General features: G+C 64.0%; 7 protein-coding genes and 1 tRNA gene. All 8 read right to left on the bottom strand.

Going from position 1 to position 14,232, the window contains the following annotated elements:
* Positions 1-17 precede the first annotated feature (17 nt).
* Positions 18-102, bottom strand: a tRNA-Leu gene (locus AUL39_RS01175).
* Positions 103-118: 16 nt separating this feature from the next.
* Complete coding sequence (locus AUL39_RS01170; protein ID WP_059052805.1) at positions 119-1,117, bottom strand: Ppx/GppA phosphatase family protein; 999 nt, start codon at positions 1,115-1,117, stop codon at positions 119-121.
* Positions 1,117-1,815, bottom strand: coding sequence for an FtsB family cell division protein (locus tag AUL39_RS01165; protein WP_059052804.1), 699 nt, complete (start codon positions 1,813-1,815; stop codon positions 1,117-1,119). The genes AUL39_RS01170 and AUL39_RS01165 overlap by 1 nt, the downstream gene beginning before the upstream one ends.
* 222 nt (positions 1,816-2,037) lie before the next feature.
* On the bottom strand, positions 2,038-4,149 hold the full coding sequence (gene mazG, locus AUL39_RS10840) for a nucleoside triphosphate pyrophosphohydrolase (RefSeq protein WP_160327002.1): 2,112 nt from the start codon (positions 4,147-4,149) through the stop codon (positions 2,038-2,040).
* A gap of 151 nt (positions 4,150-4,300) precedes the next feature.
* Positions 4,301-7,771, bottom strand: coding sequence for a transcription-repair coupling factor (mfd, locus tag AUL39_RS01155; protein ID WP_059052802.1), 3,471 nt, complete (start codon positions 7,769-7,771; stop codon positions 4,301-4,303).
* A gap of 213 nt (positions 7,772-7,984) precedes the next feature.
* Positions 7,985-8,929 (bottom strand): DMT family transporter, encoded by a 945-nt coding sequence (locus tag AUL39_RS01150; RefSeq protein ID WP_059052800.1) that lies wholly within the window; start codon positions 8,927-8,929, stop codon positions 7,985-7,987.
* Between the two features lie 23 nt (positions 8,930-8,952).
* Positions 8,953-10,722 (bottom strand): phosphotransferase, encoded by a 1,770-nt coding sequence (locus AUL39_RS01145; protein ID WP_059052797.1) that lies wholly within the window; start codon positions 10,720-10,722, stop codon positions 8,953-8,955.
* A gap of 233 nt (positions 10,723-10,955) precedes the next feature.
* Entirely contained in the window at positions 10,956-14,231 is a 3,276-nt protein-coding gene (locus AUL39_RS01140; RefSeq protein ID WP_059052795.1) for a 4-alpha-glucanotransferase, read from the bottom strand.
* Position 14,232: the final 1 nt, after the last annotated feature.

Below are 14,232 nucleotides of genomic sequence, written 5' to 3'. Positions count from 1 at the left end.
CCTGCCGAATATTTAGGTGGTAGGGGCGGTGGGACTCGAACCCACAATCCTTTCGGCGAGGGATTTTAAGTCCCCTGCGTATGCCAATTCCGCCACGCCCCCAGCTTGCCCGGAAGTCTTACTCCCCAGACGGCTTGAGCGGTCTCATGGTGGGCTTCCACACCACCGGAGACTCGCGCCCCTCAAGCATAGCAGCAGCAACGATAGAAAGGCCGAAGAGAAGGTCGCTCTCGCTCGCCGTAAGGCTAGAAAATCCGGTCTGGCGGAGAAGCTCGGACACGGCAACAGCACCGCCAAGGATTACGGGGGCACGCTTTGCCCGGATGCCCTTCAGCGCGGCGCGCTCCTCCTGCGTAAGCGACGCCAGCCGCTGCTCGAGGGCATCGACCTTCTCGCGCGTAAGCTCGTGGAGGTGAACATAGGCGGGATCATACGGATCAAGCGCGGCATCAATAGCCACAAGCGTGGTAACTGTCCCGCCCGTAACCACGAGCGTCTGGGGATTGCCCAGGCGCGCTCCAGCGTCCTTGAGCGCCTGCGAGAAGGTCTGTGCCGCGTACTCGTGGGCCTGAGCCAGGTCAGCCGCGGAAGGCGGGTCCTCACGTGAGAGGAAGCGCTCCGTAAGACGCCTGCAGCCAACCTGGACCGAGGTGACCCATCCCAGGTCAAGCGTGCCACCGGTAAGCTCGCCCACGGCAAGCTCGGTAGAGCCACCGCCGTTGTCAGCCACAAGGATGCGACGGCCGTCAAAGTCCTGGGCAACTCCCAGGAAGGTGAGCGCACCCTCAATTTGCCCCGGAATGATAAGCGGGTCGAGCCCGAGCGACGCAAGTGCGGCCCCAAGCTCGGGCGAGTTCGAGGCGTCGCGGGCGGCGCTCGTGAGAGTGCAGCACACGGCCTCAGCGCCGGACTCGCGCGCCGAGTCTACATACGCCTTTGCACACGCAAAGACGCGCTCCATGGCCTCCTGCGCAAGTTTGCCGGTCCTGTCTACGTCCTGTCCCAGGTTGCAGATGTTCGACTGCTTGCCAAGCCTAATGACCCGCGACCCCTCGACGTCCGCCACCGCAAGGCGACAGGTGACCGTACCAATATCGATAACCGCAACCCTACGCATTAGTTACCGCTTCCCGAGGAATCCGCGTGGTACCGAAAGATGACGTCGGCAGCGCTTACATACCAAGGGACGTCTGCCGAGACAACCGTACCCGTACCCATAGGGGCGGCGTCGGTGCTGCTGTCTGAGAGGCCCTCGACAACCACGCCGGTCTCGCCCTCGCCAACGTAGCCGCGCTCCCGCGCGAGGTCCTGGACGCCTTCAGGCGTCATAAGTGCGTCAACCTCGCTGGTGAGCTGGTCGTTGCTTTGGGTGGTGGCGTCATAGGTGGCCTGGAGATCAAGCCCCGAGCGCCAGGCGGCGTAGAGGTTGCACGCCGGCCCATAGAGCATGACCACCATGGCAATTACCACGGCAGCAATGATGACGGGAAGGCGATGCGCGCCGACGAACCCCTCGGCGCGCGAGACCGTTGCAGAGGCAGCGGACGAGGCGCCAGAGGCAACGCCTGCGGCTTTGGAGGCAACGTTGGAAGCAACGCCGGTCGTTGGATCGGCGGTGCGCTGCGCACGGCGCTCGGAACGCGTGCGCGTGCGAGAAGCACTGGCAGCGCCAACAGAGCGAGTCGCCGTTGCACGGCTGACGGCGGCGCGACGCGAGGAGCGCCTGCAGGCGTTTGCAGACTGCGTGCGGTTCGAGCGCAAGCGCTGTGCAGTACCCGTTCCAACATGGCGCCCCGAGGGGCTGTCTTCCTCCACGCGAACGCCCTCCATGACTGACGAAAAGGGCGAGCGATGTGCCCTACCTGCGGAATAGGTGTATACGGCAGGTCTTGGCGACACGTCTGTGGAACCCCTTAGCGCAATCTCTGTGCCCGAATATCTGCTCATGCCGCTACTTCGTTTCTAGTTTGATTTGGCGTGACAGCGCGGGTTTACCGCGTGGCATCCAGTGTATACCAGAAGTGCCCGCGTCCGAACTCAGGAGTGCTTCTCCTCTTGCTTCGCACGGTCCCAAAGCTCATTCAGTTCCGCGGTCGAGAGAGCATCAAGGTCGCGGCCCTCGTCGCACGCCAGGCTCTCCATGCAAGACCAGCGGTGACGAAACTTCTCGTTGCTCTGGGACAAGGCCCCTTCTGCGTCGATGCCCTCCATGCGCGCAACGTTCACCAGCGAGAAGAGCAGGTCTCCAAACTCGAGCGCACGACTCTGCGAGCCTGCGGGCTCACGCTCGAACTCATCGCGCTCCTCGCGCACCTTTTCCCACACGCCAGAGACGTCGTCCCAGTCGAAGCCGACCTTTGCCGCACGGGCGCTAATCTTCTGGCACTGCATAAGCGCAGGCATCGAGCGCGGCACCGAGTCGAGAAGCCCGGGCTCGCTCTCCATAGTGGGACCGCCGGCCTCCTCGCGCTCGCGACGCTTCACGTCTTCCCAGATGCGCGCCACGTCCTCGGGGGTTTCGGCATCCACGCCACCAAAGACGTGCGGATGGCGGCGAACGAGCTTCTCGTCTATGGTACGGCACACGTCGTCGATGGTGAAGCTGCCCTCCTCCGCAGCAACCTGGGAGTTGAGAACCACCTGGTAAAGCACATCGCCAAGCTCTTCTGCCATATGAGAGGGGCTGCCCGCGCGCAGGGCCTCTGCTGCCTCATAGGCCTCCTCGACCATGTAGCGCACGAGGGACTCGTGCGTCTGCTCGCGGTCCCACGGGCAGCCGTCCTCCTGGCGCAGGCGCCACACCGTACGCACAAGACGGTCAAACTCACGGTGCGCGCCGGGAGCGCCAGGACGAGAAAGACTCTCTGCGTCCACGGCATCAAGGCGGCTTGGCGCGGCAGAGCATGTCGACTTCTGCGTCGAGGCCGGCAGAGGCGTCACCTGCGGAGCACAGCCATTCGCGTCAATGTCACCGTCGCGCATGGCGGCAGCCAGCGCCTCCGCGACAATTCCCGCACCGGTCGAGCCGGGATGCAGGCGCCCGTCGGCAAAGAGGAGCGGGTTTCTCGGCAGGATATTTGTGCCGTCAACAACGGTTACGTTGGCGTGGGGTTGGCACGCGCGCTCAATAGAACGCCGCACCCAAGAGAGCGACTTGCCACTGGGAATGCCGGCAAGCGCCTCATTGTCGTCCTCGTCCGCGCGCCAGAGCGGCGTGAGCACGTAGATGGGCGTGCGTGGGAAAAGCTCGCAGAGACGGTCCAAGTAGGCGGCTGCATCACGGCGGATCTTCTTGCCCGAGCCCTTGCGGCCCCAGTCATTGGTCCCGTAGGCTACGGTTATTGCCGAGGGCGGCTCCTTTCGCAGAGCCTTCATTCCCACAAGGGTCTGCGCGTCAAAGACGTAGCCGCACACGGCCTGGTTCACCAGGTCTAGGCCAAGCCCCTCCGAGAGGAGCGCCGGGTACGAGAGAGACGGGCATCCCACAACAAAGCCCTGGGTAATAGAGTCGCCAAGGGCAAGCAGATAGCCACGGCGGGGTGCGGGTGTTGCCATGCCGTTAGAGGCAAGGTTGCCTACGGCAACCGACATGATGAGCGGCAGGCAGATACGCACCTCGACAGGCACGCGTTGGGGATTGTCAAAGCGCACGGAGATGCGGCCGTCTCGCACCGCGACGGTGTGGGCCTGTCCGCCCCCCACTACTACGTCAATGCCGTCGATAAGGCCGTCCTCCGCCTTGCCCAGGCTGCCAAGGTGCTCCATGACCTCGGCGTACAGGGGGTGCGCAGGGTCCAGGGCACCTGTCACGCGGCAGTCAAAGGAGACCTCGTTGCCCGTGGTCACAAACGCCAGGCATATGCCCGAGGTCGCGCGGGCACGGCGCCCGCGACCAACGGAGTCCAGGTAGCGCTGTTGCTTTTTGGAGAAGCGATAGGGCTGCACAAGGCCGTCGCCCGCGTCTTCGACGAGAAGAGCCCCGCGCAGGTAATCCGTGATCTCTCCGGGCAGAGGCGTCTCGGTGGAGGCCGAGTCCGCATCGCCGGAATGCGGCGCCGTTCTCGTCCCCATGCGCGCCGCCGCAAGCGCCGTGCGCGCCAGCTTGCCAGACTTAATGAGCCTTGCTCTATCGTCCTTGCTCAAAGCCATTGAAGCTGCCCCTCTCGTCATGTTGTGCCTTACGCCAGCTCTCGCCAGCATAAGGCAACGAGACGGACTGGGGCCGTGAGGCCCCAAATGTGTGGCGGGCACTCCTCAAAGAGGCAACGTGAGTGTCAAACCCTGAGCGCCAAGCCCCGCCCTACTCGTCGTCCGTCTCGTCTCCGCCGCCAATCTCCTCCAGCACGCCGAGCGCGGCAGGCATGACCTCCTCTTGCTTTGCGCGGAAGGGATACGCCAGCTTGTGCGTCTTGGGGTAGACCAGGGCCCCGCGCTCCTTGAGCTTGAGCACCGTCTTTCTCGGCACGTCAATCCCCTGGTAGACCAGGCGCCCGTTGGTAAGCGAGACGGACGTGCAGCCCAGGCGCTGCGCGCGGATGCGAATGCGCGCCCGGTCAAGGAGGTTGCGACCGGCAAGCGGCAGCGCACCGTGGCTCTCCTCGAGGTCGCGCTGGATCGCATCCACGTCGGAAAGCTCGGTGGCCGCGGCAAGCCTGCGGTAGGCAAGTACGCGCTGGTCTACCTCGGGCATGTACTCCTCAGCAAGGTAGAAGTCGGCAGAGAGGTTGATGGTGACCTCGGGCACCTCCACCTCGGCGGTCTCACCACGAGCCTCGGCAACGGCCTCGCCCAGCATCTGAGTGAAGAGGTCAAAGCCCACGCTGGAGAGGTTGCCGTGCTGCTCGGCGCCCATGAGCGAGCCCGCGCCGCGAATCTCGAGGTCTCGCATGGCAATGCGCATGCCACTGCCCAGATCCTGGTACTCGTTGATGGCGGTGAGGCGGTCGGTTGCCTCGGGCGTGAGCGGCGCCGTGGAGGGGAACATGAAGTACGCGTACGCCTGCGTGCGGCCACGCCCTACGCGGCCCTTGAGCTGATAGAGCTGCGCCAGGCCCAGACGCTGCGAGTCCTCGATGATCAGCGTGTTGGTGCGCGGGTTGTCGATGCCGCTCTCGATGATGGTGGTGGCCACCAGCACGTCAATCTCGTGCTCCTGGAAGCGCAGCATCACGTCCTCTACCTCGCGGGCGCTCATCTTGCCGTGCGCCACGCCCACGCGAGCCTCGGGCGCCGCCTCCATCACGCGCGCCACAGCGTCGTCGATGGTGGTCACGCGATTGCTCACATAGTAGACCTGCCCCTTGCGCCCAAGCTCGTTGCGGATGGCAGCAGAGACCAGGTCTGGGTCCCACTCCCCCACGTGCACCTTCACGGGCAGGCGCCCCGGTGGCGGCGTCATGATGAGGCTCATGTCGCGCACACCACTCATGGCCATCTGCATGGTGCGCGGGATAGGCGTTGCCGAGAGCGTAAGCACGTCGACCTGCTCGCGCATGTTCTTGAGCTGCTCCTTGTGCTGCACGCCAAAGCGCTGCTCCTCGTCGATGATAACGAGCCCCAGGTCATGCGGGTTGACGTCTGCCGAGAGGAGCCGGTGCGTGCCAATGAGCACGTTCACCGTGCCCGCGGCAAACCCCTCGAGCGCCTGCCGCTGCTGAGCCGGCGTCACAAAGCGCGAGAGAACACGAACGTCCAGGTCAAAGGGCGAGAAGCGCGCAAAAAACGTCTCGAAGTGCTGCTCGGCCAGAATCGTGGTGGGGCACAGCACCATAACCTGCTTGCCGTCCTGGCAGCACTTGAACGCCGCACGCAGAGCAACCTCGGTCTTGCCAAAGCCCACGTCGCCGCAGAGCAATCGGTCCATGGGCTTTCTCGCCTCCATGTCGGCCTTGATGTCCGCCACGGCCGAGGCTTGGTCGGGCGTAAGGTCGTAGGGGAAGCTCGACTCCATATCCAGTTGGGCGGGGGTATCCGGGGAGAAGGCATAGCCCGTCACCGAGGCGCGGCGCGTGTAGAGGTCCACCAGGTCAAACGCCAGTTTCTTGGCGGAGCGCCTGGCCTTGCCCGTGGCGCGCGACCAGTCCGCCGTGTTGAGGCGCGTGAGTCGCGGGCTTGAGCCGTCTGGTCCCACGTAGCGCGTGATGCGGTCGACCTGCTCGAGCGGCACGTAGAGCTTGTCGCCGCCGGCGTACTCCAGGAGGAAGTAGTCGCGCATGCGGCCGGCGACCTCCTGGCGCACAATCTGCGAGAAGAGCGCGATGCCGTGCGTGGCGTGGACCACGTAGTCGCCGGGCTTGAACGGAAAGGTCACGCTCGTAGGATCCACGCGCTTGGCGCGGCGGCGGTTTCGGGCCGTGCGCGGCGTGAGGTCAGAGATCGAGAGCACGCCCAGATGCGCCGAAGGCACCACGATGCCCGCAGGCACCGGCGCGTCCGTGAACGTCACGGAGCCGCGTCGCAGGGGCGTTATGGCACTGTTGGCGTCTGCCGAGGTCACGGGTACGGCGTTCTCGGCTGCCGAGCCCAGCGACTCCGCAAAGGGGATGTGCTCGTCGGTCAGGCGCAGCTCGAGAGACTCGCGGGCCCCGCGGTCCGGCGCGGCAAACACAACGCTCACGTTGTCGTTCACCAGCTGGCGCACCACCGAGATGAGCTTGGTGTCCGCGCCCGCCACGTTGGGCTGGCGCACCTTGAGCTCTGCCGTCACCGAGCCGCCCACCCTCAGAATCGACGAGAGGGACAGGCGCTGCTGGCGGCCAAAGTCCATCTCGCGCGGGCTGGTGTAGAGCCCGTCTGTCGAGACGTGCGCCGAGGAGGCCGACGCCGAGATGTCATCCATGGCTCGCTGGCAATCGTCGAAGAGCGCGCGGGGCTCGGCGAGCACAACCAGGGCGTCCTTCGAGATGTGCTCGATGGGGCTGGCCGAGCCACCGTAGAGCGCCAGGAGGTACTTCTCGAGCGAGGGCTGAGCAGAGCGCGCCTGGATTGCCTCGAGGTCGGCTGCCACCTTGGCATCGTTCTGCGCGCGGTTGTAGAGGGCCTTCTCCGCGCGGGCGATGGTCTCGTTGGTGAAGGCCATCTCGCGACAGGGCACAACGTCAACGGAGTCCAGCTCGCCGATGGTCTGGCCCGTGGAGGGCACCATGCGGCGCACGCGGTCGATCTCGTCGCCAAAGAACTCGATGCGCACCGGGGACGTTGCCTGCGCGGGAAAGACGTCGACGGAGTCGCCATGCACGTGAAAGGTGCCGGGCGCCGCCACGTCCTCGGCGTCGCCCACGTCCGTGTAGCCCATGCCAACAAGCAGCGGCGCCACGTCCTCAAAGGGCACCTCGTCACCAACGGAGAAGGTGCTCGAGGCAAAGTAACCGGAGCCTGCTGGCGGCACGCGACGCAGAAGCGCCGGCGCAGAAGCAACCACGACGCACTTCTCGCCCGCAGCAAGCCGGGCAATCGCACGACAACGCGCGCCAATCACGGCGTCATCGGGGGCTGTCTCAGCCCACGGGAAATCGCGGCGTATGGGGTAGCGCGCAACAACATCCTGGCCAAGCCAGGCAGCGAGCGCCCGCGCGGTGCGGTCCGCCGCCTCCTCGCCCGAGACAACAACCAGGCACGGGCGCGGGTCACGTGCCCAGAGCGCCGCAATCACCAGCGGGCGAGCGCTCTGCCCCACGGCGAGAGATGCGTCGTTGCCAGAACCCAGCTCGTGCAGGAGCGGCACGAGCTCCGGCGCGGAGAGCAGCTGGCGAGAAACCCTATTGATGAACATCGAGGCAGCTCCTTGGGTGCGGCACATCACCTGGCGGCCGGGCACCCCGCCCTGCCAAAGGACATGCAAAGCGGCCCGCATGGCCATGCATGCGGGCTCGCTTGTGGTGGCAATTCTCCGCGATTGTAGCAGGTGACGGGACCAGGGTCGAAGCGTCCTCGCAAATGAGACAAAGGGACTGTCCCTTTGTCTCATGCACTGGTCAGTACGGGCCTATGCGCCAGCCTTCTCCCCTCGCCCAAAGAGGGTCTTCACGTCTGTCGCCGCCGTGATGGCGCCAAGGATGATTACAACGGCGCACACCACGCCACGAGCATCGGGCATCGTGCCCAGAAGCAAAAGCGAGAAGGGGATGGCCCAGGCGGAGTACGTGATGTTGAGCGCCATGGCACGTGAAGCACCAATGGTGGCAATCGCCTTGTAGTAGAGCAGGTACGATGCCGTGCCGGAGAGGGCCGCAAGCGCGATGGTGGGCATGGCGCTTGAGGTAAGGGCCTCGATGGCACTGGGCCAGCCACCGAGGAACGGCAGGATGACCAGCGCGTACGTAAGGGCAGAGGTGGTCTGGCGTATCTGCATGGCGCACTCGTCGTCCACGCTCGCGTTGCGCAGGCCCCAGTCGATCACCACAGCCTCGGTGCCCCAGCCAAGAACGCACACGAGGGCGCCAACGATGCCCATGCCCCAGCTTCCGGGCACGCCGTCGACGGGCGTCCAGCCCAGCACGGCGACCGCAACCAGACATGCCGCAAGCCCCGCCCACTGGTATGGACGCATGTGCTCCTTAAGGACCACGGTTGCAAGCGCTGCGCCGTAGGCTGGGAAGAAGGCCGAGATGGCAGCCGTGTAGGCAGGGCCAATGTTGTTGATGGCAAGCACGTAGCCCGTCATGCCCACGGGACCGCCGATAAGGGCGGCGCCCACGATGACCAGGCCACTCTTGCTGCGAAGCGTACGCCAGGTCTCGCCCAGCTTGCGACGAATGCCCATGTAGGCAAACGAGAAGACCGCCGAGCTTGCGTCGTGCAGGAAGGTGCTCGTGAAGGCGGCGAGCGCGATTGCCTGCGGCGTGGCGGCAAAGGCTGGGTTGGCCAGCGCGATGCCGAGAATTACCGTGTCAAGCGCCCAGGTGAGCGCAGCGCCAAAGCCATACGGCATGATAGTCCCCTCTCAACAGCCTGTTAGGCAGTTATGGTGTCGTTCTTCTCGTACCACGAGAGAACCTTGTCAACATATGTGACGGCGTAGCTCTTGTAGATGTCGAGCCACTCGCCCACGCCCGCCCCCTCGGCGTCCTTCTCAAGCGCCCAGACGTACCAGCACCAACCGCCGAGCACCACGCGTGCCCAGAAGTGGCGCCGCTCGACCGGAGTCGCCGCTCGCCCAAAGTAGGCGTCAATGGCGGCGTTGGCCTGCTCCTCGTTGTACTGGGAGCAGATGATGAAGGTCGCCGTGTCGTTGCCAGGGTCTCCCATGCCGGCAAACTCCCAGTCGATCACGCTCATCGAGCCGTCCTCGCCAATGAGGAAGTTGAGCGGCAGATAGTCGTTATGGCAGAAGCAGGCAGAGAAGCCCTCGTCGGCGACGCAGTACTCATTCAGGCGGGTGACCTTCTCGCGCAGCTGTTCATAGCCTGGGACGCCAATCTCACCATGGGACTTGAGCAGTTGCTCGTAGCCAAGGCCGTCCTCGTAGAAGTCGAACTTGGCATCGATCTTCGCGTCCGACTCGTGGAAGGTGCGGGCTAGCGCCATCGCACGCGAGACCTCATAGTGGTTGAGGGGGTCGACGTTTCTCGCGTTGGGCACAAAGCGCGAGATCTTCCAGCCCTTCTCGGCGTCCTCGTAGATGAAGGTGCGGTCTATCCCCAGCTCGTGAGCAACGGTGTCTGCGTCCTTCTCGGCAGTGCGGTTGATGAACTTCTCGGTACCAATGCCAGGGTGGCGATAGACGTACTCGTCTGTCCCCACGGCAAAGTGGAAGGTGAGGTTGGTGAGCCCGTTCTTGATGGGATAGAAGTCGTGCAGCTGCGTGCGCTCGCACCCCAGGACGTCCACGATGTTGTCGATGGCAGGGCACTCGACAGTGGAGAGAAAACCGGGGTCAAACTCCACCAGCTCGTCCACCGAGTCAAACTCCAGGACCTGGTCTGCCGGATAGCGGCGCATGTCCATCGAGAGGCAGTCGGGGTTGCGTGCAAAGATGGTCTCCCAGAGCTCGTCGGCGTACTTCTCCTCGTAGAACGGGCTGCGCACGATGCTCTCGAGAATGCGCACGAAGGTGTTGGAGAAGGCGCGGTCAAAGTACACGTGGCCGAGCATGGCCCACGCATCCTTGCCGCCAACCGTCACGGAAGTGATGCGGTCATTCTCGTCAACGCCCAGGCACCACTCGTCCGTAGGGCCATCCATGTAGACTGCCGAGTAGTAGGCGCGATAGACGTACGTCTCGAAGGGGTTCTTGGCGAAGTAGTCATCCGACGAGCAGACGTAGGTGTTCCTCAGCTGGTCACGAACAAGCCAGAGCGTCCAGTTGTTATTCCGTTCAGCATAGAGGTCGTTGTTCACCAGGCGAACACCGTACTTCTCGACAAGGTAGGCAAACTCATCCGCACGATAGCCAACAACAACGGTGATGTCTGTTATCCCCGCCTCGTGGAGCTGGCGAATCTGGCGCTCGATGAGCACCTCGCCGCGAACGCTCGTGAGTCCCTTGGGACGCCAGTACGAGACGGGCACAAAGCGAGACGAGAGGCCAGCGGCCATGATGACCGCGTTCTCTACGCGATAGGGCTCCAGCGCCTTGCGGCCAAGCTCGGTGATGGCGGTGCCTGACACAAGCCCCATGCTGCGAAGCTCATCCAGTTCCGGAGAGGCCGCCTGAGCACGGGCATCGCCCGGGGAGGTGGCAAGCGTACTGAGGATGTCGAACTCTTTGCGCGTGAGTGCCATGGCAGATCCTTTGGACAAAGATAAGGTTCATGTAAAGGATGCAGCCAATCATAACTGAACGCTTACACAGAGTTTTGGGATTTTTTAACGTTGTTGAGAATTTACGTAAGCGGCATGGTTATCTGCGCCACCACGCAAGGCCAGAGAATAGCTCCGATTCTTAAACGCGATTACCGCGACCTGCGCAAACGCAATAGCGCATTAAGAAAAGGAGCTATTCTCCGAAAGCCTTGCTACTTCCCGGTAGCCCTCCCGGAATCATCTGCAAGCTCGCGAAGCCAGGCGGCCGCAGCCTCAACGTCTGCCGCATCCGCCTGCCACGCCCAGTTGCCCTCGGCCACGCCGGGCACGTTCATGCGCGCCTCGTTCCCAAGGAGAAGCACGTCTTGGAGCGGCATGATTACCACGTCGTTCTCGACGCCAACGGTGCGGCGCTCGATGTCGCGTGCCACCTCGGCGGCCTTCTCGGCGTCACCGTCAGCAAAGCTACGGGAGCACCAGCCCACCAGGGTCTCGGTGTCGTGCGTGCCCGTGTAGACTACAGACCCCCTGTTGGGCGTGAACTCGTTGCGAACGTCCTGGTCGGCAAACTGAACAATGCTCATACCTGGCACACCCGTCTCGGCTATAAGCGCGCGAACGGCGGGAGTGACGTTGCCCAGGTCCTCGGCGATAAGCGGCAAGCCGCCAAAGAGCTTGTTGGCTGCACGGAAGAGATTGGCGCCAGGCCCAAAGGCATACGCGCCTTCGGTCGCCGGCTTTCCAGCCTCAATCTCGTAGTACGAGGAGAACCCAATAAAGTGGTCAAGGCGAACGTAGTCATAGAGCTTGAACGCGCGATCAAGCCTGCGCAGCCACCAGTCGTAGCCGTCGGAGCGCAGGACGTCCCAGTCGTAGGTGGGGTTGCCCCAGAGCTGTCCCTCGGCGGAGAGCTGGTCGGCGGGGGCGCCGGCCTGCATGGCAGCATGGCCATTCTCGTCCAGGTCAAAGATGTCCGGCTCGCTCCACACGTCCGCAGAGTCAGCCGAGACGTACATGGGCATGTCGCCCACGATGCGCACGCCGCGCTTGTTGGCATATGCGCGGAGCTCGTTCCACTCAAGCTGGAACTCAAACTGCAGCTTGCGCGCCGCCTCGATGCCCGGCACCAGCTCTGGGTCATCCGCAAGGCGCGGAGAATAGCTGCGATAGTGCTCTGGCCAGGCCTGCCATGGGGCATCGTCAAACTTGTCCTTCAGTGCACAGAAGGTGGCGTAGGGGGTAAGCCAGTAGTCGTTGTCGTCGCAGAACTCCGCAAAGCGACCATCACCAAAGAGGGAGTCGTCAGCGAAAACCTCCTCGGGATCACGCTCGAGAAGAGCAACATTGCCCGCATTGGCAGCCAGCCCCGCATAGGGCGAGCCAAACTCGTCCGTGGGGTTCACGGGAAGCACCTGCCAGTAGCGCTGGCCGCAACTGGCAAGCCAGTCCACGAAGCGCTTTGCCGGCGCCCCCAGCGTTCCCGGCTTGCCGTTGTTGGGCACCGAGGTCACGTGGCACAGCACACCCATACCGCGCTCGAGCGGCTTCTGGAGTCGCTCGTGCCTATGGAAGTGCAGCACCGCCGTGCCCAGCGGCCACAGGAAGACCTCCGCCTGGCCCTGCGATACCTTAGGGTCGCGGCCGGAGACAACATCCGAGACCTCCATGCCGCTCTCAATGGGCACCCGCACGGTATGCGAGTCTTTCAGGCTGGCGTTGACCAGCACGCACACGCAGTCGCTCTTGGTTCGGCTCCTGCGCCAGAACCCAAACACGTCATCGCCCACCGCAAACGGGTTGAACCTGCCGTCCACCAGCACGTCGAGCGTCTTGCGCACGGCAATGGCGTTGCGGTAGATGTCAAAGCAGTCCTTGTCACCGCCGCCCCAGGGGTAGGCCGCGCGGTTGTACGGGTCGCGGAAGCCCTCCATGCCGCGCTCGTCCCCATAGTAGATGCAGGGAACCCCAGGCAGGGTCATCTGCAACAGCGTAATTGCCCACAGGCGGCTCTTGGCCAGGTTGCGCTGGCCGGGGTCAAGGCGATACGACGCACGCTCGGACTCGGAGAGCGTGTCGGGGTTGGGTGCGCCGCCGAGCGTCGTGAACAGCCGCTCGCGGTCGTGGCTGCCCAGGAGGTTGAGCTCGCTGTAGAGCGCCTGGCCGGGGTAGTTCTCGCCCAGCTGCTCCAGGCGTCTTGTGAGCTCCTGCGCGCCAATCTCGTTGCGCATGAAGGCGAGAAGGCCCTCGCGCAGCGGGTAGTTCATGGTGCCGTCAAGCTCAGAGCCCTCGAAGTACTGGCGCAGCGAGCCGTAGGCGGTCTTGTTGCTGGCGTCCTCCCACACCTCCCCAATGAGAAGGCCGTCGGGCTTCTCGGCGAGAACCGCATGCTTGATGTCCGCGATGAAGCTGTCTGGAAGCTCGTCGGCCACGTCCAGGCGCCAGCCGCGTGCGCCATCGCGCAGCCACCGACGCACCACGCCCTCTCGGCCACAAATAAACTCGTGGTAGGAGGGGTCGTTCTCGTTGATGGCGGGAAGGTCGTCCACACCCCACCAGCTGTCGTAGGTCCCGTCGTCATGGAACGTGTACCACGAGCGATAGACCGAGTCCGTGCTCTGGTATGCGCCCACGGAGTCTGGGTAGTTCCCGTACTTGTTGAAGTAGCGAGAATCGCAGCCCGTATGGTTGAAGACGCCGTCCAGGATCACCGAGATGCCCATCTCCTCGGCGTCCACGCACAGGCGGCGGAAGCTCTCCTCGTCACCAAGCATGGGGTCGATGGCCATGTAGTCACCGGTGTCGTAGCGGTGGTTGCTTGCGGCCTCAAATATGGGGTTGAGGTAGATCACCGTCACGCCCAGATCCTTGAGGTAGCGCAGCTTCTCGCGAACGCCCTCGAGGGTTCCGCCGTAGAAGTCCCAACGCTTTATGCGGCCATTCTCGTCCTTGTCGTAGGTAGGGGGCGTGGACCAGTCGTCGATCACGGTACGGCCGGGACCTGCGATGTGTGGGCGCTCCATGGCGACGTCGGCCCTGTGGCGCCAGTCCTTCCCACGGGCAAAGCGATCGGGAAAGACCTGGTAGACAATGCCGCCGCGATACCAGTTGGGCTGGATGGCACGCTGCTTGTACACGGTTATCTGGAACGATGGCGGGTCGCCATAGGCAAACGCGCCCTCGCCGGTAGTCCAGCCGGGCTGAGCGCCATAGCGCCACACGGCGCCATCGGACGCCTCGATGTCGAAGCTGTACCAAATGATGCCGGTCCTGTCCGGCGTAAAGGTAACCGAGAAGTGCGTCACACCGCCGCGCTTCTCGCCATGCATCTCGAGGAGTCGCTCACCCACCCCGTCCGTCCAGGTGCGAAGGGTGCAGAACACCACCTCGTCATCCCAGACGTCGATGCCTACAGTAACGGCGCCGCCCAACCGGACGGCGCCAAAGGGATCTCTGTACTCCCTCTCGGAAGTTACGTGCCGCGCCTTCAAG

Source organism: Tractidigestivibacter scatoligenes (assembly GCF_001494635.1).
In the GTDB taxonomy this organism is placed as follows: Bacteria; Actinomycetota; Coriobacteriia; order Coriobacteriales; family Atopobiaceae; genus Tractidigestivibacter; species Tractidigestivibacter scatoligenes.
This window is presented reverse-complemented; position numbering and strand designations above follow the sequence as displayed.